This is a genomic window from Neorhizobium huautlense (assembly GCF_002968575.1).
In the GTDB taxonomy this organism is placed as follows: Bacteria; Pseudomonadota; Alphaproteobacteria; order Rhizobiales; family Rhizobiaceae; genus Neorhizobium; species Neorhizobium huautlense.
Map to the genome: position 1 here is coordinate 200,908 of NZ_PVBM01000007.1, position 25,130 is coordinate 226,037.

At 60.7% G+C, this 25,130-nt stretch carries 25 protein-coding genes; 14 read left to right on the forward strand and 11 right to left on the reverse strand.

The annotated features are described in order from the left end of the window. From C5L12_RS10700 to C5L12_RS10730, 7 genes are all read right to left on the reverse strand, one after another. The gene (locus tag C5L12_RS10700; protein WP_105372021.1) at positions 1–615 is read right to left on the reverse strand and encodes a riboflavin synthase; all 615 of its coding nucleotides are present in this window, start codon (positions 613–615) and stop codon (positions 1–3) included. Continuing rightward, complete coding sequence (ribD, locus tag C5L12_RS10705; protein ID WP_105372022.1) at positions 615–1,712, reverse strand: bifunctional diaminohydroxyphosphoribosylaminopyrimidine deaminase/5-amino-6-(5-phosphoribosylamino)uracil reductase RibD; 1,098 nt, start codon at positions 1,710–1,712, stop codon at positions 615–617. Before ribD ends, C5L12_RS10700 begins: the two co-directional genes overlap by 1 nt. 3 nt (positions 1,713–1,715) lie before the next feature. Then, entirely contained in the window at positions 1,716–2,195 is a 480-nt protein-coding gene (gene nrdR, locus C5L12_RS10710) for a transcriptional regulator NrdR (RefSeq protein ID WP_105372023.1), read from the reverse strand. Positions 2,196–2,211: 16 nt separating this feature from the next. Beyond that, positions 2,212–3,501, reverse strand: a complete 1,290-nt coding sequence (glyA, locus tag C5L12_RS10715; RefSeq protein ID WP_105372024.1) for a serine hydroxymethyltransferase — start codon at positions 3,499–3,501, stop codon at positions 2,212–2,214. A gap of 177 nt (positions 3,502–3,678) precedes the next feature. After that, on the reverse strand, positions 3,679–5,010 hold the full coding sequence (locus tag C5L12_RS10720; protein ID WP_105372073.1) for a L,D-transpeptidase family protein: 1,332 nt from the start codon (positions 5,008–5,010) through the stop codon (positions 3,679–3,681). Between the two features lie 344 nt (positions 5,011–5,354). After that, positions 5,355–5,870 carry a transcriptional regulator LdtR gene (gene ldtR, locus C5L12_RS10725; protein ID WP_105372074.1) on the reverse strand — a complete coding sequence of 172 codons (516 nt, stop codon included), beginning with the start codon at positions 5,868–5,870 and terminating at the stop codon, positions 5,355–5,357. Between the two features lie 240 nt (positions 5,871–6,110). Then, the gene (locus tag C5L12_RS10730) at positions 6,111–6,542 is read right to left on the reverse strand and encodes a DUF6163 family protein (RefSeq protein ID WP_105372025.1); all 432 of its coding nucleotides are present in this window, start codon (positions 6,540–6,542) and stop codon (positions 6,111–6,113) included. 119 nt (positions 6,543–6,661) lie between these two features. On the opposite strand from C5L12_RS10730, the gene C5L12_RS10735 reads away from it, so the two are divergent. The 6 genes from C5L12_RS10735 to C5L12_RS10760 all read left to right on the forward strand — a co-directional run bounded on the left by C5L12_RS10735 (position 6,662) and on the right by C5L12_RS10760 (position 10,246). Then, entirely contained in the window at positions 6,662–7,042 is a 381-nt protein-coding gene (locus C5L12_RS10735) for a cupin domain-containing protein (RefSeq protein WP_105372026.1), read from the forward strand. 87 nt (positions 7,043–7,129) lie between these two features. Next, on the forward strand, positions 7,130–8,140 hold the full coding sequence (gene hemB / locus C5L12_RS10740) for a porphobilinogen synthase (protein WP_105372027.1): 1,011 nt from the start codon (positions 7,130–7,132) through the stop codon (positions 8,138–8,140). A 61-nt stretch (positions 8,141–8,201) separates the two neighbouring features. Next, the gene (locus C5L12_RS10745; RefSeq protein ID WP_105372028.1) at positions 8,202–8,660 is read left to right on the forward strand and encodes an RDD family protein; all 459 of its coding nucleotides are present in this window, start codon (positions 8,202–8,204) and stop codon (positions 8,658–8,660) included. A 127-nt stretch (positions 8,661–8,787) separates the two neighbouring features. Next, positions 8,788–9,549 carry an arginyltransferase gene (locus tag C5L12_RS10750; RefSeq protein WP_105372029.1) on the forward strand — a complete coding sequence of 254 codons (762 nt, stop codon included), beginning with the start codon at positions 8,788–8,790 and terminating at the stop codon, positions 9,547–9,549. A gap of 89 nt (positions 9,550–9,638) precedes the next feature. Further along, the gene (locus tag C5L12_RS10755) at positions 9,639–9,860 is read left to right on the forward strand and encodes an AbrB/MazE/SpoVT family DNA-binding domain-containing protein (protein WP_105372030.1); all 222 of its coding nucleotides are present in this window, start codon (positions 9,639–9,641) and stop codon (positions 9,858–9,860) included. Continuing rightward, positions 9,857–10,246, forward strand: coding sequence for a type II toxin-antitoxin system death-on-curing family toxin (locus C5L12_RS10760; RefSeq protein ID WP_105372031.1), 390 nt, complete (start codon positions 9,857–9,859; stop codon positions 10,244–10,246). Before C5L12_RS10755 ends, C5L12_RS10760 begins: the two co-directional genes overlap by 4 nt. Here the strand turns inward: C5L12_RS10760 and parC are convergent, their stop codons facing one another. Beyond that, the gene (gene parC, locus C5L12_RS10765; RefSeq protein WP_105372032.1) at positions 10,247–12,499 is read right to left on the reverse strand and encodes a DNA topoisomerase IV subunit A; all 2,253 of its coding nucleotides are present in this window, start codon (positions 12,497–12,499) and stop codon (positions 10,247–10,249) included. It lies immediately after the preceding gene. Positions 12,500–12,730: 231 nt separating this feature from the next. Here parC and C5L12_RS10770 point away from each other — a divergent pair, with 231 nt between their 5' ends. Further along, the gene (locus C5L12_RS10770; RefSeq protein ID WP_105372033.1) at positions 12,731–13,924 is read left to right on the forward strand and encodes a hypothetical protein; all 1,194 of its coding nucleotides are present in this window, start codon (positions 12,731–12,733) and stop codon (positions 13,922–13,924) included. A 72-nt stretch (positions 13,925–13,996) separates the two neighbouring features. On the opposite strand, the gene C5L12_RS10775 is transcribed toward C5L12_RS10770, so the two are convergent. Then, on the reverse strand, positions 13,997–14,317 hold the full coding sequence (locus tag C5L12_RS10775) for a DUF1236 domain-containing protein (protein WP_105372034.1): 321 nt from the start codon (positions 14,315–14,317) through the stop codon (positions 13,997–13,999). A gap of 186 nt (positions 14,318–14,503) precedes the next feature. Here C5L12_RS10775 and C5L12_RS10780 point away from each other — a divergent pair, with 186 nt between their 5' ends. The 3 genes from C5L12_RS10780 to C5L12_RS10790 are packed head-to-tail and all read left to right on the forward strand — an operon-like array spanning position 14,504 to position 18,112. After that, positions 14,504–15,916, forward strand: a complete 1,413-nt coding sequence (locus C5L12_RS10780) for a cytochrome P450 (RefSeq protein WP_105372035.1) — start codon at positions 14,504–14,506, stop codon at positions 15,914–15,916. A 9-nt stretch (positions 15,917–15,925) separates the two neighbouring features. Further along, positions 15,926–16,930: a lysophospholipid acyltransferase family protein gene (locus C5L12_RS10785; protein ID WP_105372036.1), complete on the forward strand. Its 1,005-nt coding sequence runs from the start codon at positions 15,926–15,928 to the stop codon at positions 16,928–16,930. Positions 16,931–16,966: 36 nt separating this feature from the next. Next, entirely contained in the window at positions 16,967–18,112 is a 1,146-nt protein-coding gene (locus C5L12_RS10790; protein WP_105372037.1) for a serine hydrolase domain-containing protein, read from the forward strand. Positions 18,113–18,179: 67 nt separating this feature from the next. Here the strand turns inward: C5L12_RS10790 and aspS are convergent, their stop codons facing one another. Both aspS and C5L12_RS10800 read right to left on the reverse strand, forming a co-directional pair. Continuing rightward, positions 18,180–19,967, reverse strand: a complete 1,788-nt coding sequence (gene aspS / locus C5L12_RS10795; protein WP_105372038.1) for an aspartate--tRNA ligase — start codon at positions 19,965–19,967, stop codon at positions 18,180–18,182. 106 nt (positions 19,968–20,073) lie between these two features. Then, positions 20,074–21,006 carry a LysR family transcriptional regulator gene (locus C5L12_RS10800; protein WP_105372075.1) on the reverse strand — a complete coding sequence of 311 codons (933 nt, stop codon included), beginning with the start codon at positions 21,004–21,006 and terminating at the stop codon, positions 20,074–20,076. A gap of 128 nt (positions 21,007–21,134) precedes the next feature. Here C5L12_RS10800 and C5L12_RS10805 point away from each other — a divergent pair, with 128 nt between their 5' ends. The 4 genes from C5L12_RS10805 to C5L12_RS10820 all read left to right on the forward strand — a co-directional run bounded on the left by C5L12_RS10805 (position 21,135) and on the right by C5L12_RS10820 (position 25,122). Beyond that, the gene (locus tag C5L12_RS10805) at positions 21,135–21,491 is read left to right on the forward strand and encodes an antibiotic biosynthesis monooxygenase (protein WP_105372039.1); all 357 of its coding nucleotides are present in this window, start codon (positions 21,135–21,137) and stop codon (positions 21,489–21,491) included. Between the two features lie 160 nt (positions 21,492–21,651). Beyond that, complete coding sequence (locus tag C5L12_RS10810) at positions 21,652–22,890, forward strand: MFS transporter (protein WP_105372040.1); 1,239 nt, start codon at positions 21,652–21,654, stop codon at positions 22,888–22,890. Positions 22,891–22,967: 77 nt separating this feature from the next. Then, positions 22,968–24,113, forward strand: coding sequence for a ribonuclease D (gene rnd, locus C5L12_RS10815; RefSeq protein WP_105372076.1), 1,146 nt, complete (start codon positions 22,968–22,970; stop codon positions 24,111–24,113). 4 nt (positions 24,114–24,117) lie between these two features. Beyond that, the gene (locus C5L12_RS10820; RefSeq protein ID WP_105372041.1) at positions 24,118–25,122 is read left to right on the forward strand and encodes a DUF2891 domain-containing protein; all 1,005 of its coding nucleotides are present in this window, start codon (positions 24,118–24,120) and stop codon (positions 25,120–25,122) included. Positions 25,123–25,130 lie beyond the last annotated feature (8 nt).

The window sequence follows — 25,130 nt, forward strand, 5'->3', positions numbered from 1 at the left end:
TCAGGCCCTCGCCGGAAACTCCGCAAGGCGTGCTGCATAACGCGCCATGGTATCGACCTCGAAATTTACCAGATCACCGGCCTTGCGATCGCCCCAGGTGGTGACCGCAAGCGTGTGACGGATCAGCAGCACGTCGAAATCCGTCCCATCCACCTCATTGACGGTAAGCGAGGTACCGTCGAGTCCGACGGACCCCTTCGGTGCGACGAAACGGGCAAGATGTTCGGGAGCGCGCAAGCGGATACGAACCGCCTCTCCCTCAGGCTCGACCGACAGGATTTCAGCAGTGCCATCAACATGCCCAGAGACAATGTGACCGCCGAGTTCGTCGCCGATCTTCAGAGCCCGCTCGAGATTGACGCGGGTGCCTTGCTTCCAGCTGCCGATCGTCGTCAGCCGCAGCGCCTCTTCCCACGCTTCGACCTCGAACCAGCGTTCGTTGCTGCCGTCCGCCGGCAGGTTGGTGACCGTGAGGCAGACGCCGCCATGGGCGATCGAGGCTCCCATGTCGATGGTCTTCGGATCGTAGTTCGTCGCGATACGAAGCTTGATGCCCTCGTCCATCGGCGTCGTTGCGGCAACCGTGCCGACATCGGTGACAATTCCGGTAAACATCAAAAACCTCTTTCGTAATCGAAACAACGGTCGGGGCCGAAGTTATCCGCTCGGATCAGAGCAAATCCAGCCGGCATATCGGGTGGCGTCAGCGGCGATTCAAGACCGCCCTCTCCGACCGTGCCCATCCCTTGAAACAGCAGGATGCGATCAACAAGACCGGCACCGAGGAAGGCCTTTGCGATAACAGCCCCGCCTTCGATCAAAAGCGAAGAGATGCCTCTGGCGGCGAAAACGGCGAGCAGGATGTCGAGATCACTCGCGTCCATGATCTCGGCGCCGGCCTTGATCAATCGTTCGCGCTTCATCGAGGGCGCAGATCCGCGCGCTGCCTCCGCACCGGATGGAGGTAAAGCAACGACGATGACCGGCACGTCTCTCGCCGTTTTCACAAGTTTGGACTCGAGCGGCAGCTGCAATTGGCGATCCAGCACGATGCGGATCGGCGATCGGTTTTCGAGGCCGGGAATGCGCACGGTCAGCTCAGGGTCGTCCGAGAGCACGGTGCCGATGCCGACGAGGACCGCGTCCGACCTCGCTCGCAGCCGATGTACCTCGGCCCTCGCCTCAGGCCCTGTAATCGCCACTTCCTCGCCGCGCCGCCCGAGCATTCCATCGGCGGAAACTGCAAGCTTCAGAGTCACATGAGGGCGACCCTTCGTCTGGCGCATGAGGTAGCCGGCATGTGCCCGCCGCCCCTCGTCCTCCATCAGCCCGGACTCGACCGCAATGCCCGCATCGCGAAGGATGGCGAGCCCTCTGCCCGAAACCCGCGGGTCCGGATCGGTCAGGCAGACCACGACACGCGCGACGCCGGCTTCAACCAGCGCGTTGGCGCAAGGGGGCGTCCTGCCGTAATGCGAACAGGGTTCCAGCGTCACATAGACCGTCGATCCACGTGATCTCTCACCGGCCATGTCGAGAGCCTGCGTTTCCGCATGCGGACGACCGCCGGGCGCCGTCACCGCCTTGCCGACCACTTCGCCGTCCTTGACGACCACGCAGCCGACAGAGGGGTTGGTGCCCGTCAGCCCGGTATTCTGTCGCGAAAGGCGCAACGCCTCTGCCATGAACCGCCGGTCGTCAGAGGCGGTCATTCCTCATGGCTCCAGGCCGGGATCGCGGGCGATCTTGGCGTTGATCTCTTCGATCACCTTCTCGAAATCTTCCGCATGGGAAAAATCCCGGTAGACGGAGGCGTAGCGGACGAAGGCCACGTCATCGAGACTCTTCAGCGCCTCCAAGACCTGCAGGCCGATCTCTTCGGACGAAATCTCGCTTTCGCCGGAACTTTCCAGGCGACGCACGATGCCCGATACCGCCCTCTCGATCCGGTCATTGTCCACCGGACGCTTGCGTAGCGCGATCTGGAAGGACCGCACCAGCTTATTACGGTCGAACGGCACCTTCCGGCCGGTCTTCTTCGTGACCATCAACTCACGAAGCTGCACCCGTTCGAACGTGGTGAAACGGCCGCCGCAATCCGGGCAGATGCGCCGCCGGCGGATGGAGGTAAAATCCTCCGCCGGACGCGAATCCTTGACCTGCGTGTCTTCCGAACCGCAATAGGGGCAGCGCATCGCCTCTCCTTAAGGATCACATATAGGGGTACATCGGGAACCGGTCGGTAAGCGCTACCACCTTCTCCCGAACACCAGCCTCTACAGCCGCATTGCCCTCGTCGGAATTGGCGATCTTCAGCCCGTCGAGGACCTCGACGATGAGATTGCCGATCTCCTTGAATTCCGCTTCCTTGAAACCGCGGGTCGTGCCGGCCGGGGTGCCTAGGCGGATACCTGACGTAACAAAGGGCTTTTCCGGATCGAAAGGAATGCCGTTCTTGTTGCAGGTGATGTAGCCGCGGCCGAGCGCTGCCTCCGCCCGCTTGCCGGTGGCGTTCTTCTTGCGCAGGTCGACCAGCATCAGGTGGTTGTCTGTGCCGCCGGACACGATGTCGAGGCCGCCAGCCTTCAGCGTCTCGGCAAGCGTCTTGGCATTCTTGACGATCTGGGCGGCATAATCCTGGAACTCGGGCTTCAGCGCTTCGCCGAAGGCAACGGCCTTGGCGGCAATGATGTGCATCAGAGGACCGCCCTGGAGGCCAGGGAAGACGGCCGAATTGAACTTCTTGGCCAGCTCCTCGTCATTGGTGAGGATGACGCCGCCGCGCGGGCCGCGGAGCGACTTGTGCGTCGTCGTCGTGGCCACATGGCAGTGCGGGAACGGCGACGGATGCTGGCCACCGGCAACGAGGCCGGCGATATGAGCCATGTCGACCATGAGATAGGCGCCGACCGAATCGGCAATCTCACGAAAGCGCTTCCAGTCCCAGATGCGCGAATAGGCGGTGCCGCCGGCGATGATGAGCTTCGGCTTGTGCTCTTCGGCCTTCCTCTGGACCTCGTCCATGTCGAGCAGGTTGTCGCCTTCACGTACGCCGTAGGAAACGACATTGAACCACTTGCCGGACATGTTGACCGGCGAACCGTGCGTCAGGTGACCGCCCGAATTGAGATCAAGGCCCATGAAGGTGTCGCCCGGCTGCAGCAGCGCCAGAAAGACGGCCTGGTTCATCTGCGAACCGGAGTTCGGCTGGACGTTGACGAAGTTGACGCCGAACAGCTTCTTGGCGCGTTCGATTGCGAGTTCTTCGGCGATGTCCACGAACTGGCAGCCGCCGTAATAGCGCTTGCCCGGATAGCCTTCCGCATACTTGTTGGTCATGATCGAGCCCTGCGCTTCGAGCACGGCGCGAGAGACGATGTTCTCCGAAGCGATCAGCTCGATCTCGTGGCGCTGGCGACCCAGCTCCTTCTCGATCGCGCCGAAAATCTCCGGGTCCGAGTCGGCAAGCGGGCGAGAGAAGAAAGCATCGGTGTTCGACATGGGCGAGGCTCCTCAAAGGGGTGTGCATGCGATTGTCGCGTCTTAGCGTTCCGCCTTCCTGAGAGCAATACGGGGAACGACATTTGCCGGCCGGAAGACGCGGGCGGAGCCGTATGGCAACGAAAAAGCCGCACCCTTTGACGATGCGGCTTTCCAGACGGCAAATCCTCGCGCGCCTTATTGCGGCAGCATGTCGTCCTCGATTGACCCCGCGGGCTTTTCGATACCTGTCGTGGTCTGAAGCGCCAGTTCCTGATTGCCGTCGCGCTCGTAGATGTCGTCGCGGAACTGGACGACACGGTCCCTCGCCGACCACGCCGTGATGTAAACGATATAGACGGGCACTTCCTGGGTAAGCTTGATCGGGGTGTTCTGGCGGGTCGAGATCACGCGTTCGATCTCCTGACGCGACCAGCCGGTCGTGTCGCGCAGCAGCCAGGTGATGAGATCCCGAACGTTCTGCACCCGCACGCAGCCGGACGATTCGAAACGCATCAGCTTGTTGAACAGGCCCTGCTGGGGCGTGTCGTGCATGTATTCGTTGTTCGGATTGTGGAAGTTGATCTTCGTCGAGGCCATGGCATTGATCTTGCCAGGGTCCTGCCGGAACATCAGGTTCGGCGCCTTGGGCGCGAACCAGTCGACCGTCTCCGGGGCAACTTCGTTGCCCTTGCCGTCGATCAGGCGGATGTTGTTGCGCGCCAGATAGGTCGGGTCCTTGCGCATCAGCGGCACGATGTCTTTTTCGACGATCGAGCGCGGCGCGGTCCAATACGGATTGAGGATGACCTCGTAGATCTTCGAGTTGATGGCATGTGTCGGGCGGTCGATGCGGCCGACGACTGCGCTGTTGCGCAGCGCCACGCGGTCGTTTTCCACGGCCTCGATATAGGCGGCGGGAATATTGACCATCACATAGCGGGAACCGAGATCACCCGACATGGACTGCAGCCGAACCAGATTGGTTTCCAGCTGGCGCAGGCGCACATCCGCCGGGATATTCATGGCCTTTACGGTGAATTCGCCAAGCACGCCATCGGAGGGAAGACCGTGACGCGCCTGGAAGCGTTTTACCGCTCCATCGACATAGGAATCGAAGGAAGACGACATCCCCGCCTCGCGCGGCAGATCGCCGGAAATCGCAAGGCGCTGGCGCAGCACCTGCACGCTCGGATCCACCACGCCGAGCCTCAACCGCTGGCCGGCGGGATTGACTTCCGGCCAGCCGCCGCCCGAGACGATCTGCTGGTAGTCCATGATCGCCTGCTGGATATTGGCCGGCCCGCTTGGCCCCAGAACCGGATTGTTGGAGACGACGTTGACGGCGGTGCGCGACGCAGCCTTCGCATCGAACTGGTCGTCCCAGGTGCCGCGGCGCGGCGCATTGATCAGATCGTCGACTGCCGACTGGGCGAAAGCGGGTGCCGCAAGCGCGGCAGCACCAGCGGAAACGGCCGAACGCAGCAACGCGCGGCGGGAAAGAGCTTCAGATCCAATCTTCTTCGACATCATCCTACCCATCTGGTCCCGAGCATCATCACGACGCCTACAGGGATATGGTTAACAAACGCGCAAAAACAAAGCGCTGCCGGCAAAGGCCTCATCGTCATCGCGGTGTCGTGAAGAGAGAAATTTCCGCCGGCCCATTCCATTCAGCCGGTCCCATAGCAATATGGCGAATTGGTGTCAGGTATCCCCGCGTCACAAAGCCGTGTTGGCCCGTGAATTTCCGCTTTCCGAGATGAAAACGCGGGAGCCGGATGCGCAGGGACGCATCCGGCTCCGATCGCTTGATGGAGGTCTTCTGGCCGGCCGCCGCCTCGTGGATAAGGCGGCAGACGGGGTTTTGCCAATTACAGGCGATAGAGAATCTGGTCGTTCCAGAAGCGGTCGAGACGCTGCAGGAGCTTGTTCATCTGGCCGAACTCGCCTTCGCCGATGCCGCCGACCTTTTCGATGGAGCCGATATGGCGCTCGTAGAGCTTGGCGACGGTTTCTGCGATCTCCTGGCCGTCCGGCGTCAGGCTGATGCGGACCGAGCGGCGATCGATGCGCGAACGCTGGTGGTTGATGAAGCCAAGATCGACCAGCTTCTTCACATTGTAGGAGACGTTCGAGCCGAGGTAGTAACCGCGGGAGCGCAGTTCGCCGGCGGTCAGTTCGGAATTGCCGATGTTGAACAGCAGGAGAGCCTGCACCGCGTTGACATCGTCGCGACCCTGGCGGTCGAACTCGTCCTTGATCACATCGAGAAGACGGCGGTGGAGACGTTCCACCAGGTGCAGCGACTCCATATACAGGGAGCGGATAGTTTCTTCATGCGTATCTGCTACTGCCGGTGCCGCCTGCGGCTTCAGTTTCGTGTTCATCATGACTGCCTCACTCTGTTTTGTTTGGCGGTGTTTGTTTTCTTCCCGCCTTGAGACAGACACTATCCAATACGCATAAAATTCGACTTAAAACATAGACCTAACAAAAGCTTAACGCCATCGTTCGAATTCCCGCCACCCTTTGCAGCACTTTGGCGCCGCCTTCACCGCCTGTTATTTTTCAATGGTTTAGCGTGATTTTTTCCGTCAAAACCGGCCGCCAAAGCTTTAATTTCAGGGTTACTCAATCCTTACCCGCTCGGCTTTGCGGCGCGCTTCGATCCATAAAGAGAGGCGGAAAACGACATAAAGCGCAGCAATCAGCCCATGCATCAGGGGCACGAGCCGGTTGTGTCCGAAAATGTCCGGCCAGACCATATACATCAGGACTTGCGAACCAGCGGCGAGCGCCCAGAGCACCGGTCCCCAGGAGACCGTCAGCCACAGACCGAGCGAGGCGACCGGAAAAAGCACGGCAAGCGAAGAGGCTGCCACCTTCCAGGGAAGGGTCAGCAGATCGAAGCGGGCCGCGCCATGCAGCGAATAGCCGACGAGCATGGCCCAGTATTGCAGCCCGAACCAGAAGCAGGCGACCGCAATCATCCGCAGGAAGACCACATAAAGGATTTCAGTGAGCGTACGCTTCGGCGCCATCGGTGAATCAGGTTCCATACGCTCCACCTTATCGGGGTGTCACCTCCCCTGCCAGTATCTGTGTCGCGGACTGCACGAACGTTCAAGAGCACATTCGAACCGGCTGTTAGATATCGCTACCCACTGAAGGAGCCGACATGAGCAACAACAACCTTTCCCGGACGTCGATCAACCTGGCCGAAAAGCTCGGACGAATTGAAGACTTCTGGCAGCCCCGCGTCGTTGCCGAAATGAACGATTACCAATTCAAGCTGGTGCGCATCTCCGGCGACTTCATCTGGCACGACCACCCGGAGACCGACGAAACGTTCATCGTTCTGGAAGGCGTTCTGCGCATCGACTTCCGCGACGGCTCCGTCACGATCGGTGCGGGAGAGATGTTCGTCGTTCCCAAGGGCGTGGAGCACAAGCCGTTTGCGGAAAACGAGGTGCAGATGATGCTGATCGAACCACGCGGCACCCTGAATACCGGCCATGAGGGCGGCGACCGGACTGCTCAGAACGATCTCTGGATCTGATCACGGCGCTGCGGCGATCCCGCCCATTCATAAACACGGAACCTCGTGTTATGGAGCGGCCCAACCGCACAATTACGGAGATCAGCCATGGACAAGACGCATCTCGTCGACGAGATCACCGGCCACCGCCGCATGCGGCGCAACCGCAAGGCCGACTGGATGCGCAGGCTGGTTCAGGAAAACCGGCTGACGGTCGACGATTTGATCTGGCCGATCTTCATCGTCCCCGGCAGCGGCATTGTCGATCCGATCGCCGCCATGCCGGGCGTCAGCCGCATGAGCATCGACAAGGCGGTCGAAGCGGTGAAAGAGGCCTCCGATCTCGGCATTCCCGCGATTGCCACCTTCCCGGATATCGAGATGGAGTTGCGCGACGAAACCGGCTCCAACAGCCTCGTCGCCAACAACCTGATCAACCAGACGACTGCGGCCATCAAAAAAGCCGTTCCGAATATCGGCGTCATCACGGACGTTGCGCTGGACCCCTTCACCAGCCATGGCCACGACGGCATCCTGCGCGACGGCGTCATCGTCAACGACGAGACGGTCGACCAGATCGTCAGGGCGGCGGTTATGCAGGCGGATGCCGGTGCCGACATCATTGCGCCGTCGGAAATGATGGACGGCCGCGTTGGCGCAATCCGCCGCGGGCTTGATGCCGCCGGCCACCAGAATGTCGGCATCATGTCCTATGCGACAAAATTCTCCTCCGGTTTCTACGGACCCTATCGCGAGGCGATCAACACCAGTGGGCTCCTGAAGGGCGACAAGAACAGCTACTACATCTCGCCTGCCAACGGCACCGAGGCGGTTCGCGACGCAGCCCTTGACGTGGAGGAAGGCGCCGACATGCTGATGGTGAAACCCGGCCTGGCCTATCTCGACGTCTGCTGGCGCATCAAGGAAGCCTTTGGCCTTCCGACCTTCGCCTATCAGGTTTCCGGCGAATACACGCAGATCAAGGCAGCCGCGATGAACGGCTGGATCGACGGCGAGCGGATCATGATGGAGACGCTGCTCTGTTTCAAACGCGCCGGCTGCGACGGCATCCTCACCTATTTCGCCATGGACGTCGCAAAGAAACTGGCGAAGGGGTGAGCCTTGTGGCGGCCGATCGAGCGCCCCATATTCATTCCTGACAAACAGGAGCCCGACACCCATGAGCCTCGATCCGAACCCGACCTATGCCGCACCGGATGACTGGCGCGCCTATAGCGGTGTGCTCTCCCGCCGGGTCTTTGCCTTTATCATCGACTATCTCATCGTGCTGCTGCTCTGCATCCCGGCCGCGGTTGTCGTTTTCTTCCTCGGGATCATCACGCTCGGCCTCGGCTTCATGCTCTACCCGGCCCTCTTCGTGATCGTGGCGCTGCTCTATTTCGGCCTGACGCTCGGCGGGCCCAGCCAGGCCTCGCCCGGCATGCGTGCGATGGGCCTTGCCATGACCCGCCTCGACGGACGACGGATCGACTTCCTGACGGCGGTTGCTCACACCGTAATCTTCTGGATCATCAATTCGGTGCTGACGCCGCTGATTCTCCTGGCGGGCCTCTTCATCGAACGCTCACGCCTCGTTCACGACCTGCTGCTCGGCACCGTCGTCATCCGAACGGCTTAAACATCGGTCAATGGCGAAAAGTTTATCAACCGGGTTATGCTGCGGGAGGCGGCATATGGTTGACGTTTTACTTTTATGCGCCATGCTATGACATTTACGTCAATAAAGACGGGACAACCGCGACTCGATGAACACCCAGGCGACGCCCTCACCGCAGTTTTATCTGACGGCTCCGGCAGTTTGTCCGTATCTACCGGGTGAAATGGAGCGCAAGGTCTTCACGCACCTGGTGGGCCCGCGGGCGGCGGAGATGAACGATCTTCTGACGCAAGGCGGCTTCCGACGATCGCAGAACATCGCCTACCGTCCCGCCTGCGAATCCTGCCGCGCCTGCATTTCCGTCCGCATCCTCGCCAACGACTTCGAGCCGAACCGCTCGATGCGGCGGGTGCTTGCCACGAACAACGACCTCGTCTCGACCGTCTATCCGGCTCAGCCCTCCACGGAACAGTTTTCGCTCTTTCGCCGCTATCTGGACGACCGGCATCAGCGGGGCGGCATGTCCGACATGTCCGCGCTCGACTATGCGATCATGGTCGAAGACACGCATGTGAACACGCGCATCATCGAATACCGCAAACGCGAGCCTGGCTCCGGCATCAGCGAGCAGCCGAAGGGCGAGTTGATGGCGGTGGCGCTCACCGACATGATGAGCGACGGGCTGTCGATGGTCTATTCGTTCTTCAATCCCGAGCACGAAAAACGCTCGCTCGGAACCTTCATGATCCTCGACCACATCGAGCGCACGCGGTCGCTCGGGCTTCCCCATGTCTATCTCGGATACTGGGTCAAAGGCTCCGCGAAAATGGGCTACAAGACCCGCTTTCAGCCGCAGGAGCATCTCACCCCAAGGGGCTGGGAGATTTTCGATTCCTCGACCGAGACCTGAATTAGGTCAGTTGGGAGACCAGCGAACATTGATTGTCCGCGAGCTTGCGGCATGTTATAACGCCGTTCCAACAAGCAGGAATTCGAGCCATGAACGTGACTATCCGCAGAATAGGAAATTCCGAGGGTATCATCATTCCCAAGGAGGTTCTGGATCGTATGGGACTGAAGACCGGAGACAGCCTGGAAGTTCGGGAAAACGGCGCCAACATCGAACTCGTTCCAGAGCATGCTGATCTATCTGAGCAATTGAAGGCCGCTAGGCTTGGCATGCAGAAATATCGCGTCGCCTTGAAAGAACTTGCCAAGTGAAAGCCGTCAAATGGCTTTCGCGGCAGGCCATTGAAACAATCCATCAGGAACAACTGGCGGAGCATGGCGGCCTGCCCGGACTCAAGGACGAGAACGCCGTGGAAGCGGCACTTGCCCGGCCCCTTCACAAACACGCTTATGGAGAAGACGACCTCTTTCTCCTAGGGGCGTCGTATCTTTACGGTTTCGCCCGCAGCCATCCGTTCTCCGACGGCAACAAGAGAACCGCCTATCTGGCCGCCTTTACCTTCTTGCTCATCAACGGTTACCTCATCGAAGCAAGTCAGGCCGATGTTATCGAGTTCGTCCTCGTCGTGGCAGCCGGCGAGATCGACGAGGAAGGTGCGACGCGTTTTCTGCGCGATCACACCGTTCCCTATCCCTGATTACCCCGCAAATTTGCCGCTTCTCGGAAAGCCCTTCGGCACGGCGCGGCCCGCGGTGGCGCGATCGCCCATCCATTCCAGGAGCTCTTCCTTGTTGCGGGTAAACGAGCGGCCGGCGCTGTCTTCCCAGGAAAGACCTTCCGCCATTGCAAAACATTTGATGTCGGAAATGCCGCCGTCCTTGTAGCGCTGCAGTCGCACGCCCTTGCCGCGGGTCATCTCCGGCAGCTGGGCAAGCGGGAAGACCAGCATCTTGCGGTTTTCGCCGACGACAGCGACGTGGTCTCCGGAAACCGGCACGGCCAGCTTCGCCTCGTCCGGCATGGCGACGTTCATGATCTGCTTGCCCTTGCGGGTATTGGCGATCATCTCGCTTTCCGCCACCACGAAGCCGTTGCCGGCGGTCGAAGCCAGGATCAGCTTGCGCGATGGATCATGCACGAAGGCGGTCAGGATGTCCTGGTCATTCTCCATATCGACCATGATGCGGACCGGTTCGCCATGGCCGCGTCCGCCGGGCAGCTTGTCGGCACCGAGCGTATAGGCCTTTCCGCCTGTCGTGACGAGCAGAAGCTTGTCAGTCGTCTGCGCCGGGAAGGCGAGCTTCGGCCCGTCTCCTTCCTTGAAGGTCAAGCTCGACGTATCCGACATATGCCCCTTCAATGCGCGGATCCAACCCTTTTGGGAGACGACGACGGTGACCGGCTCTTTCTCGATCATCGCCTGCTGGATCGCGTCGACATCGGCTTCCGGCGCCTCAGCGAACTGGGTGCGGCGGCGGCCGAGCTCGGTCGCCTTGGCATATTTCTTCTTTACCTCCTGGATTTCCCAGGCCACGGTCTGCCACTGCTTGTCATCTGAGGCGAGCAGAGCCTCGATGTCTGCCTTCTCCTTGGAGAGGTTGTCGTGTTCGGTCCGGATCTCGAACTCTTCGAGCTTGCGCAAGGCGCGCAGCCGCATATTGAGGATCGCCTCGACCTGCACGTCGCTGAGCGACCAGCGGGCCATCATCACCGGCTTCGGATCGTCCTCCTCCCGGATGATGCGGATCACCTCGTCGATATTGAGATAGGCGACCAGCAGGCCGCCGAGAATTTCCAAGCGCCGATCGATTGCCGCCAGCCGGAAGCGGGAACGGCGGACCAGCACGTCCTTGCGATGGGCTAGCCATTCGGTCAGCACTTCGTTGAGCGCCATGACCTTCGGCACTCGGCCCATGGAAAGCACGTTCATGTTGAGCGGGAAACGATTCTCCAGCTCAGTCAGCCTGAAGAGCGATTCCATAAGCAACGTTGCGTCGACCGTCCGGCTCTTCGGCACCAGCACGATCCGGACGTCTTCCGCCGATTCATCGCGAACGTCCTCGAGCAGCGGCAGCTTGCGGGCGATCAGCAGCTCGGCGATCTTTTCGATCAGCCGCGACTTCTGCACCTGGAACGGAATTTCGGTAACGATGATCTGGTATCCGCCGCGGCCGAGATCCTCCGTCTCCCATTTGGCGCGCACGCGGAAACCACCGCGACCGGTCTTGTATGCCTCGATGATCGACTCACAGCTGTCGATGATGATGCCGCCCGTCGGCAGATCCGGGCCGGGTACAAACTCGACGAGCTTCTCGACCGTGGCGTCGGGATGCTTGATCAGATGCAAAGCCGCATCGCAGAGCTCATGGGCGTTGTGCGGCGGGATCGACGTCGCCATACCGACGGCGATCCCCGACGTGCCGTTCGCCAGAAGATTGGGAAAAGCACCCGGCAGGACAACCGGTTCGTCATCTTCCTCGTTGTAGGTCGGCCGGAAATCGACAGCGTCCTGCTCGATACCCTCGAGCAGCAAGGCCGCCACATCGGTCATTCGAGCTTCGGTATATCGATAGGCGGCGGCGTTATCGCCATCGATATTGCCGAAATTGCCCTGTCCGTCGACCAGCGGGTAACGCTGGGAGAAATCCTGGGCAAGGCGCACGAGCGCGTCATAGACCGACTGGTCGCCGTGCGGGTGGAACTTACCGATGACGTCGCCGACGATACGCGCGCATTTCTTGAAAGCGGAGTTCGGTCGGATGCCCATCTCGCTCATGGCGTGGATGATGCGCCGGTGCACCGGCTTCAACCCGTCGCGCACGTCCGGCAGGGCGCGATGCATGATGGTGGAAAGCGCATAGGCGAGATAACGCTCTTCGAGCGCTGCCTTGAGGTCCACCGGAAGAATGTGGTCGCCGCCGTCACCGGGCGGATTTACTATTTGTCCCATTCCCCTTGACTAGCGGAAAGCCTGATTCACGGCAAGAATCACCGGCAAAGCGCCTGTGGAGAACAGCCGTCGGAAGCAGCTTTATCTTTTGTTTACCCTCCCGGGGAAGCCGCAATTTTGCCCAGAGGAATGTGGAACAAAGCAATGGACCTTTTAATGCCGTCGCCTATAACTGCCGCCCTCAACTTCGACATCCGCAAATTGCGGGCGCCCTGCCCCAGGAGGAATATTATGAAATACTACAACAAAGCCCGGCTTCTTCTCGCTGGAGCAGCCTTCGTGTCTTTCTCCGGGCAGGCTCTCGCCCTAGATGGCAACGATGTTGTGGCTAAGATTAACAACGCCCTCTCTGTCCAAGGCGGTACGGGCCTTTCCGCGGAAAAGGTCGTGACAACCGGTTCAGACGTCACGCTGACCAATGCCAAATTTACGGTGGCCGCCGCCAAGGAAAGCGGTTTTCCGCTAGGCACCATCGTCCTAAAGGGGGTGGAGGAAGACAACGGCAGCTATCTCGTGGAGACGGTGACTTTCGACGATGTCGACATCGCGCAGGACGGTCTCGGCTTCAAGGCGTCTGGCTTGTCGATCAGCGGCCTTTCGGTTCCGGCGGATCCGACCGGTAACACGATCGACGCCGTGCTGCTCTACAATGAGGCTCACGTCGGAGCGACGACGGTGACGTTCGATGGAAAGCAAGCCTTTTCGGTCGGTGAAATGGTCATGACTTCCGAGGTTGCGGACGACGACTCCGCGGTCAATTTTGACCTTAAGGTCAAGGACATCAAGGGTGACCTGAGCCTGGTCGAGGACGCCAAGGCGAAGGACGCGCTCCAGCAGCTCGGCATAAAGGCGCTCGATGGCAGCATCAGCATGGTGGGCAGCTGGGAACTTGAACCGGGCACTCTTGAACTCGAGGAGTATGCGTTCGAATTCGCCAATGTCGGCCGCCTGAATCTTGCCATGAGCTTCTCCGGCTATACGCTGGATTTCATCAAATCCTTGAACGAAACGACAAAGGCCATGGAAGCGAACGCCAACAAGGAAGAAGCCCAGCAGGCGGCCGGCCTTGCCATGCTCGGTCTCATGCAGCGGTTGACTTTCAACAGCATGGAAGTCCGTTTCGAAGACGCGGGTATTACCAAGCGCGCGCTCGACTACGCGGGCAAGCAACAGGGCACGACGGGCGAGCAGATGGCGCAGATGCTCAAGGGCATGACGCCGCTCATGCTCGCGCAATACAACGTCCCGGAATTGCAGAACATGCTGAGCGCTGCCGTCAATACCTATCTCGACAAGCCCAGCAGCTTCACCGTCACCGCCGAGCCGGCGGAGGGCGTGCCTTTCCCGATGATCATGGGCGCCGCCATGGGCGCGCCGAACACCTTGCCGCAGGTGCTTGGCGTCAAGGTCACGGCGAACGACTGATATTCGCAAACAGCAAAAAACCCGGCGACCGCTCGCCGGGTGTTCCGTTAAAGGATATCTCTGATCTGAAACTCATTCCAGAACCTGGATCACGGTCCGGGTCTGCGGGTTGACGATAACGCGGCGCTCGTTGACGACCGTGTAGGCATAGTCGGAATGACCTTCGACGGTGTGAACCTCGACGGTTTCCGGCAAGGGTGTGCCGACGGCGATCGTGCCTTCATAGGCCACCGAAGGAACGCTCTGCTCCATGACATAGGTGCGGACTTCGCCCGGCAGGACGACCGTGGAGTTGGTTGTCACCGGATCCTGGGTGATAACCGTCGTCTGGGCGTAGGCGGCACCCGAAAGGCCAATCAAAGCCGCGGAGGCAGCCAGCAAAATCTTGCGCATGTTCTTTTCTCCCTGTTCTCTTGCTGCCCTAACAACACAAGCACCGTGAGATGGTTCCGCAATCTTCCATCACGTCAGATGAATACCCGTCTGATGCCTTGACCCGGAATGAGGTGCAGGCGAAAACCGCTACGGCGGCGCTGCGGGATATCCGTGACCGTCGATTTGACGAAAGGCCCCTAACTGATGCTGTCGTGGCTTGCTGCGGAAACCCGGACGATCGAGACGCTCAACACGCCCCAAAAGCGGCTGGAGCCGGCGCGAGCCTCCTATTACAACGGCCAGCCCGGCAATCAATTGCAGCGGCTCCTAACTGCCCGGCGTGATTTCCTGTCGATCTGGCGGCAGAACGACTATTCCGAGCGGAATTCCGAGATCAAGCTTCTCGGGCGCCAGGTCATGGTGGTGAACTCCCCCGAAGCGATCAAGTACGTGGTCGCGACACGTCACGAAAACTTTGAGCGCAAATCCCCGCAGATGCGCCGCGCGCTGGAATATCTCCTGGGCGACGGCCTGTTCATCTCGGATGGCGAGACCTGGAAGCAGCGACGCCCGCTCGTCTCGGACATCGTCCACAAACATCGCGTTCCTGCCTTCGGCGCGATCATGACCGATACTTCGCTCGAACTTGTCGAGCGCTGGAACGCCCTTGGCGACGGCGCCACGGTCAACGTCCTCTACGAAATGGCCGGGCTGACCGCCGAAATCATTTCCCGCAGCGTGTTCGGGAACGATCTGGGCCAGGAAAGCGCCGACATGGTGACCGAAGGCTTCACCAGGTACCAGGCACTGATCGATTCCATCAATATCGGCTATTTCCTCGGTTTCGATGAAGGCCTGCCGCAGCTTCGCACACCGTCGCTCCGCCGCTCGGTCAAGCGCATCCACCGCATCATCGACCGCGTGATCGAGGATCATCTGGCCGGCAAGGGCGACGACAATTCCATGGTGGAATTGCTGATCCGCCGGCAGAAGCGCAATCCGGAACTCAACCTCGATGTCGTCGCACTGCGCAACGAAGCGGCGACCATCTTCATGGCCGGTCACGAGACGACGGCTGCGACCCTGACCTGGGCATGGTATCTGCTCTCCAAAGCGCCCTGGGTGGAGGAAGCGGTGCATGCCGAGATCCAAGAGGTCTGCGGCAGCAACGTGCCGACGGTCGAAGACGTGCCGAAGCTGAAATGGTGCACGGCGGTCATCGAAGAGACGCTGCGGCTCTATCCGCCGGTCCCGATCCTCGCGCGGCAGGCCAAACAGGCCGATCGCGTCGGCGATATCGACGTGAAGCCGGCTGCACTGGTCATGATCGTGCCGTGGCTTTTGCACCGGACACCCTCGCTTTTTGAAGATCCTCACCTCTTCAAGCCGGAGCGCTTTATCGAAAGACGCCCGGTGCCCTATAGCTACATTCCATTTGCCAGCGGCCCGCGCATATGCCCGGGCCTTCAGTTCGGCCTGACGGAGGCGATCCTCTGCCTCGCGGTCCTGGCGCAGAGGTTCCGCCTGCGGGTGCCGGAAGACCACCAGGTGGAGCCGGTCTGCCGCCTGACGCTACGGCCGCGCGGGGGGCTGCCCGTAACCCTGCATCGGCGGTAGGGCGAACTGATGCCGGACAGGAATAATCCCGAGCCATCACTGAGAAAACGCAAGGCGTGGCGGTTTGCGGTGGAGCAAGCGCCACCCATCTCCGATCTTTTCTCAACCGCAGACCAGCGAAGGAAATTCCGCCGCTACTGGATCGACGACAACCTCGGCAATGCGGTTGATCTGTTCGTGCATTTCGGGCTCAAGCTGCTGACGATGGATGCATGCTCCAATTTCGGCCGCTGGCTCGGGCCCTTCGCGATCCCGAGGTTTCACCAGGTCGCCGTCAGACGAGGCCGCGCGACCCTTGCGCGCCTACTACCCGACAAAAGCGAAGCCGAACGGGAAACCATCCTGCGCCTAAACCAGGAAGCCCAGGGCAGGATCATGACGGAGTTTTCGGTGATCAACCGGCTTCTTCGTCATCCGGACCGGATCAAGCTTCACGATTTCCACCGCCTGGTCGGTTCCGTCCGTGCCGGCCCGACGATCATTGTTGGGATGCATCTGGGCAATTGGGAGATCGGGCCAACGATTCTCCACAACGAGGGGATCCGCCCCTATGCCAACTACATCCCCCCGAAAGGCCGGGCAAAGGCGTGGATTTCGGAGCGCGTGAGGCGCAAGGGCGGTCTGAACTTCCTGCCGCCCGGCGTTCAGGGCATAAGGCCGGCGGTCAAGGTGCTGAAGGAAGGCGGCGTCATCTCGATGTTCTGCGACGAGGGCGTTTCGGGAAAGATCCGCGGGCCATTCTTCGGCCGCAAGCCGCATCTGGAAGGCAATCTGGCCGTTGCAATCCGCCTGGCAAGGTTGTCCGGCGCCAGGATCTGCCCCTGGTACAATATCCGGACCGAAGGGTTCCGCTTCGAGGCGCATTTCCTGCCGCCCATCACATTGCCCGCGGAAGAGAAACCCGGCTCACGCCTGCTGGACGACGTGAAGCTGCTCAACGACGCGATCGAACCTGTCATCCGCGCGCATCTCGATCAGTGGTATTTCCTCGACAACGCCTTAACTGATGCGTGAGGCTTAATTCCCGTCGTCAGCAAAAGGGTTTCCGTCATGAATCTTTCCTTTTCCGAGACACGCTACCCCGCCATCGATAAAGCGATCGATACAGCGCTGACTTTGAAACGGCTGGTTGGAACCGTCGTTCTCATCGCAAAGGACGGCGAGACCGTCTATCGCCGGGCAGCAGGTTTTGCCGACCGCGAGGCCGGTATTCCGGTCAAGGAGAATACGATCTTCCGGCTTGCCTCCATCACCAAGCCGATCGTGACGATCGCGGCCATGCGGCTGGTGGAACAGGGCAGGATCGGTCTCGACGACCCGGTGACGAAGTGGCTGCCGGATTTTCGCCCGCGGCTCGAAGACGGCCGCGAACCGGTTATCCTGATACGCCATCTGCTGACCCACACATCCGGCCTCAGCTATTGTTTCGCAGCGGAGAACGGCCCTTATGTGCGCGCCGGAGTATCCGACGGCGTCGATCAGCCGGGCCTGTCGCTTGCCGAAAACCTGCGCCGCATCGCGAGCGCGCCCCTGCTCTTCGAACCCGGCACCGGCTGGCAATATTCCGTCTCGATGGACGTCCTGGGCGGGGTCATCGAAAAGGAGACAGGCAAACGGCTGGGCGACGCGGTCGCGGAACTCGTCATGCGGCCGCTTGGCCTCTCCGATACGGCATTCACCGTCGTGGATAGAGACCGGCTGGCTGCCGCCTATGTCGACGGAACGCCCGAGCCGAAGCGCATGGGCGATACGGAAAAGCTATGGGCGCTGGACGGGTTCGTGACCCTTGCGCCCGACCGCATCTTCAACCTCGACTCCTACCATTCCGGCGGCGGCGGCATGGCAGGCACCGCCGCCGACGTGCTCACCATATTGGAGACGATCCGCAAGGGCGGTTCGCCGCTGCTTTCCGAAGCGACGGTCCGCCAGATGACGACCAATCAGGTCGGCGCCCTGCTCGAACCGACGCGGCCGGGTTTCGGTTTCGGCTTCGGATGGGCGGTCATCCTTGACCCCCAAGCCGCGGGCCTGCCGGTCTCACCCGGCAGCCTGCAATGGGGCGGCGTCTACGGCCACCACTGGTTCATCGATCCCGTCAGGAATGTCACTGCCGTCGGGCTTACCAATACGACACTCGAAGGGATGTGGGGCCAGTTCACGCTCGACCTGAAAAAGGCCGTCAGCGCGTCTTTCTAGCGGATGCATGATGCATGTATTAGAAAGCCCGGCTCATCACCGGGCTTTCTTGGTTTAGAGGAAGCGCTCAGTCCTTCTTGGACGGCACCACGCGGATTGCCAGTTCGCGAAGCTGTGTCGGCGTGGCCGGAGACGGCGCGCCCATCAACAGGTCCTGCGCCTGCTGGTTCATCGGGAACAGCGTGATCTCGCGCAGGTTCTTGGCACCCGTCAGCAGCATGACGATACGGTCGACACCGGCCGCCATGCCGCCATGCGGCGGTGCGCCGTACTGGAAGGCGCGGTAAAGACCGCCGAAACGGTCTTCCACGTCCTGCTGGCTCAAGCCCACCATCTCGAAAGCCTTGACCATGGTTTCCGGCAACTGGTTACGGATCGAGCCCGAGGCGATTTCAAAGCCGTTGCAGACCATGTCGTATTGATAGGCCTTGATCGCCAGCGGCTCCTTGGTTTCGAGCGCTTCGAGACCGCCCTGCGGCATGGAGAACGGGTTGTGGGCGAAGTCGATCTTCTTTTCGTCCTCGTTGTATTCGAAGAACGGGAAATCGACGATCCAGCAAAGCTCGTAACGATCGCGATCGATCAGGTTCAGCTCATCTGCTGCACGGTTACGCGCTTCGCCTGCAAATTTGTAGAACTTGCCGGGATCGCCGGCCACGAAGAAGCAGGCGTCGCCGGCTTCGAGGCCGAGCTGGGTTCGGACAGCTTCGGTGCGCTCCTCGCCGATGTTCTTGGCGAGCGGACCGGAGCCGCCGACCTTACCCTCTTCTTCCTTCCAGAAGATATAACCGAGGCCCGGCTGGCCCTGGCTTTGCGCCCAGGCGTTCATGCGGTCGCAGAAGGCACGCGAACCGCCGGTCTTGGCCGGGATCGCCCAGACCTCGACCTTCGGGTTGGAGGCGATCATGTTGGCGAAGACCTTGAAGCCGGAGCCGGCGAAATGCTCGGTCACCGCTTCCATGACGATCGGGTTGCGCAGATCCGGCTTGTCGGAGCCGTATTTGCGGATCGCCTCGTCGTAGGGAATGCGCGGAAACACCTTGGTCACCGGCTTGCCTTCGGCAAACTCCTCGAAGATGCCGCGAATGACCGGCTCCATCGTGTTCCAGACGTCCTCCTGGGTCACGAAGCTCATTTCGAGGTCGAGCTGGTAGAATTCGCCCGGCAGACGGTCGGCGCGCGGGTCTTCGTCGCGGAAACAGGGCGCGATCTGGAAATAGCGATCGAAGCCGGCGACCATCAAGAGCTGCTTATACTGCTGCGGCGCCTGCGGCAGGGCAAAGAACTTGCCCTCGTGGATACGGCTCGGGACCAGGAAGTCGCGCGCCCCTTCCGGCGAGGAGGCGGTCAGGATCGGCGTCGAATATTCGGTGAAGCCGACATTGGTCATCTCGCGGCGCATGGAAGCGATGATCTGGGTACGCTTGACGATGTTCTTGTGCAGCGTGTCGCGGCGCAGGTCGAGGAAGCGGTATTTCAGACGCACGTCTTCGGGATAATCCGGCTCGCCGAAGACCGGCAGCGGCAGTTCCTTGGAGGCGGCAAGGACCTCGATCTCCTGCGCATAAAGCTCGATCTCGCCGGTCGCCATGCCCTTGTTGACGGTGTCGTCCGAGCGCGCCTTGACGAGGCCGTCGATGCGGATCACCCATTCGCCGCGCACGGTCTCGGCGACCTTGAAAGCCGGGCTGTCCGGATCGGCAACCACCTGGGTCATGCCGTAGTGGTCGCGCAGATCGATAAACAGCACGCCGCCGTGATCTCGCACGCGATGCACCCAACCAGACAGGCGGACGGTGGAACCGACATCGGACTTCCGAAGGGCGGCACAGGTGTGGCTGCGGTAACGGTGCATTTCAAAATATCCTGGACTGGTGCGTTTTGCGGCAATCGGCGTGCGAAGCACGGCCAGCCGGCTTTAAGGAAAATCGGCGGGAAAAGCGCATGGCCCGCCCTATTTGTCAAGGCTTGGCAGCGGAGACTGCCCTCAGCGGCGCCGCGGCGGCACCGTCCACAACCAGATTATCGGCCATGAAATCCACAAAGACGCGAATTTTTGGGGACAGGAAGCGACCGGTCGGCCAAAGCACACGGAAGGTTCCTGTCTGGACGATGTGGTCATCCAGCAGGGTGACGAGACGCCCGTCATCGAGCTGCGGTCCGATGACGAAGGGAGGGAGGCAAGCTATGCCAAAACCTTGCTCGGCAAGATGGATGATCGGCTCAAGTGTGCTGGCGGTGACTGCGACCGGCAGGACCAAGCGCGCATTGCCGTCTTCAACGGCGAGCGGCCAGGGTTCGAGCTTGCCGGTACTTGGGTAACGATGGTGCAGACATCGGTGGTCCAGAAGATCCAGCGGCACTTTTGGCCGTCTCCATGCCTGGATATAACCGGGCGAGGCGACAATCCGATGGCAGAATGAGCCGAGCTTGCGATTCATCAAACGCGTGTCCCGTACTTCCCCGGTACGGATGACCGCGTCGAACCCCTCTTCGATCACGTCGACCAGTCGATCGGTAAAGTCCAGATCCATGGTGATTTCGGGATAGGCGCGCATGAAGGCCGAGATGGTCGGCATCAGGAGCATGCCAACCAGCGGCAGGCTGACGCGCAGTAAACCTCGGGGGGCTGCACGCAGCCGCGACAGTTCCGATTGCGCCACATCCAGTTCGGATAGGATACGCCGGCACGTATCCAGAAAATAACTGCCCTCCTCCGTCAGTGTCATGCTTCGCGTGGAGCGGTGGAAAAGGCGCACGCCCATCTCCTGCTCCAGCCTCGCCACCGCCTTGCCCACAGCGGAACTCGATATCCCGAGCCGCCTGGCGGCAGCGACGAAACTGCCACCCTCTGCCGCCTGAACGAAGATGTCGAGCGTTCCCAATCTATCCATTATCACTCCGATTGCGGAATTTGCATCCGCACTGTTGCGAATAGCGGAATATTTATCTTTCATCATCACGTGGATATCCAGTGGACGCGGCAAAAAGGCCGCTTCCCGACCTAAAAAGGACTTCACTGATGGATACGCTTCTTACCGCCGGCTTCTGCGCAACGCCGGAACCGACCACTTTCATCGTCAATGTCATCCACGCTCATCCAGGCAAGCAGGAAGAAGCCTTCCGCATCATTCAGGATGTCGTTCATTACGTCGCGGAACGGAAGGAAGGATTTCTCTGGAGCAACCTCGCCAAAAGCACGGACGGCAAGACCGTGGTGAATATCGAAGCCATCCGCGATGCCGGCAACGTCGACGATTTCTTCTCCGATCCTGTCTTCCGCGAAAAGTTCCGCAAGCTCGACGAAGTCTCCACGTTTGAGTTCCACACCTATGGCGTCGACGACCTCATCCTGCCCAAGCTTGGCCAACAGGGTTAGCGCCACTGGGGCAGAAGCCCCGTCCGCGGGGCTTCTGCATCCAACCACAGACTCCCGCACGAGAGGCCGGACAAGGTCGTTTTATGAGCTGTATTGAACATCGCTGACGCGATAGAAACGCATTGTCATTTCCGACAGCGATTCTCTTCCCCCGGCACCCATGAGCCACATCCGTCCGCTGATCCCCCTTCTCGTCACCGCAGGCATCCTGATCGGTGGCAATGGGCTGCAAGGCACGTATATCGCGCTGCGCGGCTCCGCCGAGGGCTTTTCCCCCTCCATCATCGGCATGATCGGCGCGGGCTACAGCGTCGGTTTTGCAGTCGGCTGCATCTATGTGACCCGCCTCTTGCGCGCCATCGGCCATATCCGGACCTTCGCCGCCATGGCGGCGATCGCCGCATCCGCGTCGCTCAGCGTCTCGATGATCATCGACCCGGCGTTCTGGTTCGTGATGCGCTTCGTGATCGGCATCGCCGTCGCGAGTCTCTTCGCCACGGTGGAAAGCTGGATCAACGCCAAGGTCACGAACGCCAACCGGGCTCGAACCCTCTCGGTCTATCGTCTCGTCGACCTGAGTTCAGTAACAATCGCTCAATACATTATCCCGGCGGCCGGCATAGACGGCTCGGTGGTCTTCAACATCATCGCAATCGCGCTGACGCTCTCGCTGGTGCCAATTTCGCTTGCGGATAAATCAGGGCCAGCGCCGCCTGAGGCTGTTGCCTTCGACCTGAAGGCGGTCTGGCGCATTTCCCCTCTCGCCGTCGTCGGTGTCGTTTCGGTCGGCCTGTCGATGGCGGCTTTCCGCAACATCGGTCCGATCTATGCGGAAGCGATCGGCATGAGCATCACCTCGATCGCCACGTTCATGAGCGCCGGCATCATCGGCGGCGTCGTGCTGCAATATCCGCTCGGCATCTATTCCGACAAGCTCGACCGCCGGCGCGTCATTCTCTGGACGACCTTCGGCTCGATCGTCACCGGCGCCTATCTCTCCTTCGGCGCCGGTGCGAGCGAGACGGCCAATATCATTGCCGTATTCCTGTTCGGCGCCTTCTCCATGCCGCTCTATTCGCTCTGTTCCGCTCATGGCAACGACTATGCCAGGCCTGGCGAACATGCGCTGGTTTCGGCAGGCCTGCTTTTCTATTGGTCGGCCGGAGCCACCGTCGGCCCTCTTCTGGCCTCCATTCTTCTCGAATATTACGGGCCGCAGGCTTTCTTCGCCTATACCTCCTTCATCTTCCTCGGCTTCATGATCTTCACGCTGAGGCGGATGCGGGCGCGGCCCTCCGTGCCGCCGTCGCAGCGGACCTGGCGCTTCCGCGCGCTCTTGAGGACGTCGGCCTATTTCAACAAACTGGCCGGGCCGCCAGATAAAGATGAGCGAGAGTAACGCTCAAGCCCTCTCCTGTATTGACATATGCGGCGGGAAGGAGAAGGAAAGCTGAGCACCCTCATGTGAATGAAACGATGATCCAAACGACCGCCGCACTCGAAGAAGCCTGTATCAAGCTGGCCCAATCGGACTTCATCACCATCGATACCGAGTTCCTCAGGGAGACGACCTTCTGGCCGGAACTCTGCCTGATCCAGATGGCAAGCCCCACGCTCGAAGTGCTGGTCGATCCGCTCGCCAAGGGGCTTGACCTCAAGCCGTTCTTCGAGCTGATGGCGAACCCGGCGGTTACGAAGGTCTTTCACGCCGCAAGGCAGGATATCGAGATCGTCTATCATCTCGGAAACCTGGTGCCGCATCCGATCTTCGACACGCAGGTCGCAGCCATGGTCTGCGGCTTCGGCGACTCGGTCTCCTATGATCAGCTCGTCAGCCGCATCAAGAGCGTGCATATCGACAAGTCCTCGCGCTTCACCGACTGGAGCCGCCGACCGTTGTCCGAAAAGCAGCTCGAATACGCTCTCGCGGATGTCACCCATCTGCGCGACGTCTATCTATTCCTGAAGGAAGAGCTGGAACGAGAAGGGCGGGCTTTGTGGCTGTCGGAAGAGATGGCGATCCTGGAGTCGCCCGCGACCTATGACCTGCATCCCGACGATGCATGGTTGCGCCTGAAGTCCCGTCTGAGAAAGCCTGCGGAGCTTGCAGTCCTCAAATTCGTCGCGGCCTGGCGGGAGCGCGAGGCGCGCAGCCGGAATGTGCCGCGCTCGCGCGTCTTGAAGGATGATGCGATCTACGAGATCGCCCAGCAGCAGCCAAAGGACACGGAAGCCATGTCACGCCTCAGGACGATTCCCAAGGGTTGGGAGCGTTCGGCCTCGGGCGCTGCAATCATTGAAGCGGTGAATGCCGCGCTCGCCCTGCCGAAGACAGAGATGCCGCATGCGCCGAGGCATGTGCATGTACCGGAAGGCACGGCTGCGGCAGTGGAACTCCTCAAGGTTCTGCTGAAGCTGATCTCGGACCGCGAAGGCGTGGCTGCCAAGATCATCGCCAATACCGACGATCTCGAGAAGATCGCATCCGAGGGCGAAAAGGCGGAGGTGGCGGCGCTCCACGGCTGGCGGCGCGAACTCTTCGGCGAAACCGCCCTAAAGCTGATCGATGGCGGCGTAGGGCTGCGTTTTGTCAACAAGAAGGTCGAGGCCGTCGAGTTCTAGCGCCATGCATCAGTCCCTCACCGCAGAAACCGCCCAGCAATTTGCGACGATTGCGCTCGGGCATGTGCGGCGGGAGTATCCGAACAAGCCTGCCAATGCCTTTGCCGGCCCAGAAGATGCCAGGACGCCCAGCCAGCTGCATCCGATCTTCTACGGTAGCCTCGACTGGCATTCCTGTGTCCACGGCTACTGGATGTTGGCCTATATCCTGCGCAAGTTTCCCGAAATTCCGGCCGCCGAAAGCATTCGCTCCTTGTTTGACGAGATGCTAGTGCCGGAAAATGTTGCCGGTGAATGCGCCTATATGGCGGCGCCGCTCGCCCGCGGATTCGAGCGCCCTTATGGCTGGGGCTGGCTGCTCAAGCTTTCCGCCGAATTGTATCTGCTCGATGAGCGCCGCTGGTTCGATAACCTGAAACCGCTCTCCGACGTGTTCGTCGGACGCTTTAGCGAATTCCTGCCGATCGCCACCTATCCGGTCCGGGTCGGCACGCATTTCAACACCGCCTTCGCCCTCAGGCTCGCAGCCGACTATGCCGAAGCGGTCGGCGACGCTGCCTTCGGAAATCTACTCCAGAAGACCGCAATGCGGTGGTACGGCGGAGACGAAGCCTGCCCGGCCTGGGGCGAGCCTTCCGGCGATGATTTCCTCTCATCCGCACTGATCGAGGCAGAATGCATGCGTCGGCTGATGCCGGAATATGCCTTTATCCGGTGGTTCGACGGCTTCCTGCCAGCGATCAAAGCCGAGCAGCCCGCAACGCTCTTTTCGCCGGCCTCCGTTTCGGATCGCTCGGACGGTAAGATCGCCCACCTGGACGGATTGAACCTTTCCCGCGCCTGGTGCTGGCGTTCGCTTGCGAAAGCGCTGCCGGGAGCCGATCCCCGGCGGTCCGTCATGGAAAGAACCGCCGCGGAACATCTCGGCCATGCTCTCCCCCATGTCGCCGGCGACTATATGGGCGAACATTGGCTGGCGAGCTTTGCCGTGCTGGCGCTGGAGGCCTAGTCTGTTGC

Coding starts and splice junctions, on each gene's coding strand:
- aspS (WP_105372038.1), bottom strand. CDS start 19,967: ATGCACCGTTACCGCAGCCACACCTGTGCCGCCCTTCGGAAGTCCGAT.
- C5L12_RS10820 (WP_105372041.1), top strand. CDS start 24,118: ATGCATCAGTCCCTCACCGCAGAAACCGCCCAGCAATTTGCGACGATT.
- C5L12_RS10785 (WP_105372036.1), top strand. CDS start 15,926: ATGCCGGACAGGAATAATCCCGAGCCATCACTGAGAAAACGCAAGGCG.
- C5L12_RS10770 (WP_105372033.1), top strand. CDS start 12,731: ATGAAATACTACAACAAAGCCCGGCTTCTTCTCGCTGGAGCAGCCTTC.
- glyA (WP_105372024.1), bottom strand. CDS start 3,501: ATGTCGAACACCGATGCTTTCTTCTCTCGCCCGCTTGCCGACTCGGAC.
- C5L12_RS10735 (WP_105372026.1), top strand. CDS start 6,662: ATGAGCAACAACAACCTTTCCCGGACGTCGATCAACCTGGCCGAAAAG.
- C5L12_RS10720 (WP_105372073.1), bottom strand. CDS start 5,010: ATGTCGAAGAAGATTGGATCTGAAGCTCTTTCCCGCCGCGCGTTGCTG.
- C5L12_RS10730 (WP_105372025.1), bottom strand. CDS start 6,542: ATGGAACCTGATTCACCGATGGCGCCGAAGCGTACGCTCACTGAAATC.
- rnd (WP_105372076.1), top strand. CDS start 22,968: ATGATCCAAACGACCGCCGCACTCGAAGAAGCCTGTATCAAGCTGGCC.
- C5L12_RS10775 (WP_105372034.1), bottom strand. CDS start 14,317: ATGCGCAAGATTTTGCTGGCTGCCTCCGCGGCTTTGATTGGCCTTTCG.
- C5L12_RS10780 (WP_105372035.1), top strand. CDS start 14,504: ATGCTGTCGTGGCTTGCTGCGGAAACCCGGACGATCGAGACGCTCAAC.
- C5L12_RS10790 (WP_105372037.1), top strand. CDS start 16,967: ATGAATCTTTCCTTTTCCGAGACACGCTACCCCGCCATCGATAAAGCG.
- C5L12_RS10800 (WP_105372075.1), bottom strand. CDS start 21,006: ATGGATAGATTGGGAACGCTCGACATCTTCGTTCAGGCGGCAGAGGGT.
- C5L12_RS10805 (WP_105372039.1), top strand. CDS start 21,135: ATGGATACGCTTCTTACCGCCGGCTTCTGCGCAACGCCGGAACCGACC.
- C5L12_RS10755 (WP_105372030.1), top strand. CDS start 9,639: ATGAACGTGACTATCCGCAGAATAGGAAATTCCGAGGGTATCATCATT.
- C5L12_RS10745 (WP_105372028.1), top strand. CDS start 8,202: ATGAGCCTCGATCCGAACCCGACCTATGCCGCACCGGATGACTGGCGC.
- parC (WP_105372032.1), bottom strand. CDS start 12,499: ATGGGACAAATAGTAAATCCGCCCGGTGACGGCGGCGACCACATTCTT.
- C5L12_RS10810 (WP_105372040.1), top strand. CDS start 21,652: ATGAGCCACATCCGTCCGCTGATCCCCCTTCTCGTCACCGCAGGCATC.
- C5L12_RS10700 (WP_105372021.1), bottom strand. CDS start 615: ATGTTTACCGGAATTGTCACCGATGTCGGCACGGTTGCCGCAACGACG.
- ribD (WP_105372022.1), bottom strand. CDS start 1,712: ATGACCGCCTCTGACGACCGGCGGTTCATGGCAGAGGCGTTGCGCCTT.
- C5L12_RS10750 (WP_105372029.1), top strand. CDS start 8,788: ATGAACACCCAGGCGACGCCCTCACCGCAGTTTTATCTGACGGCTCCG.
- nrdR (WP_105372023.1), bottom strand. CDS start 2,195: ATGCGCTGCCCCTATTGCGGTTCGGAAGACACGCAGGTCAAGGATTCG.
- hemB (WP_105372027.1), top strand. CDS start 7,130: ATGGACAAGACGCATCTCGTCGACGAGATCACCGGCCACCGCCGCATG.
- ldtR (WP_105372074.1), bottom strand. CDS start 5,870: ATGAACACGAAACTGAAGCCGCAGGCGGCACCGGCAGTAGCAGATACG.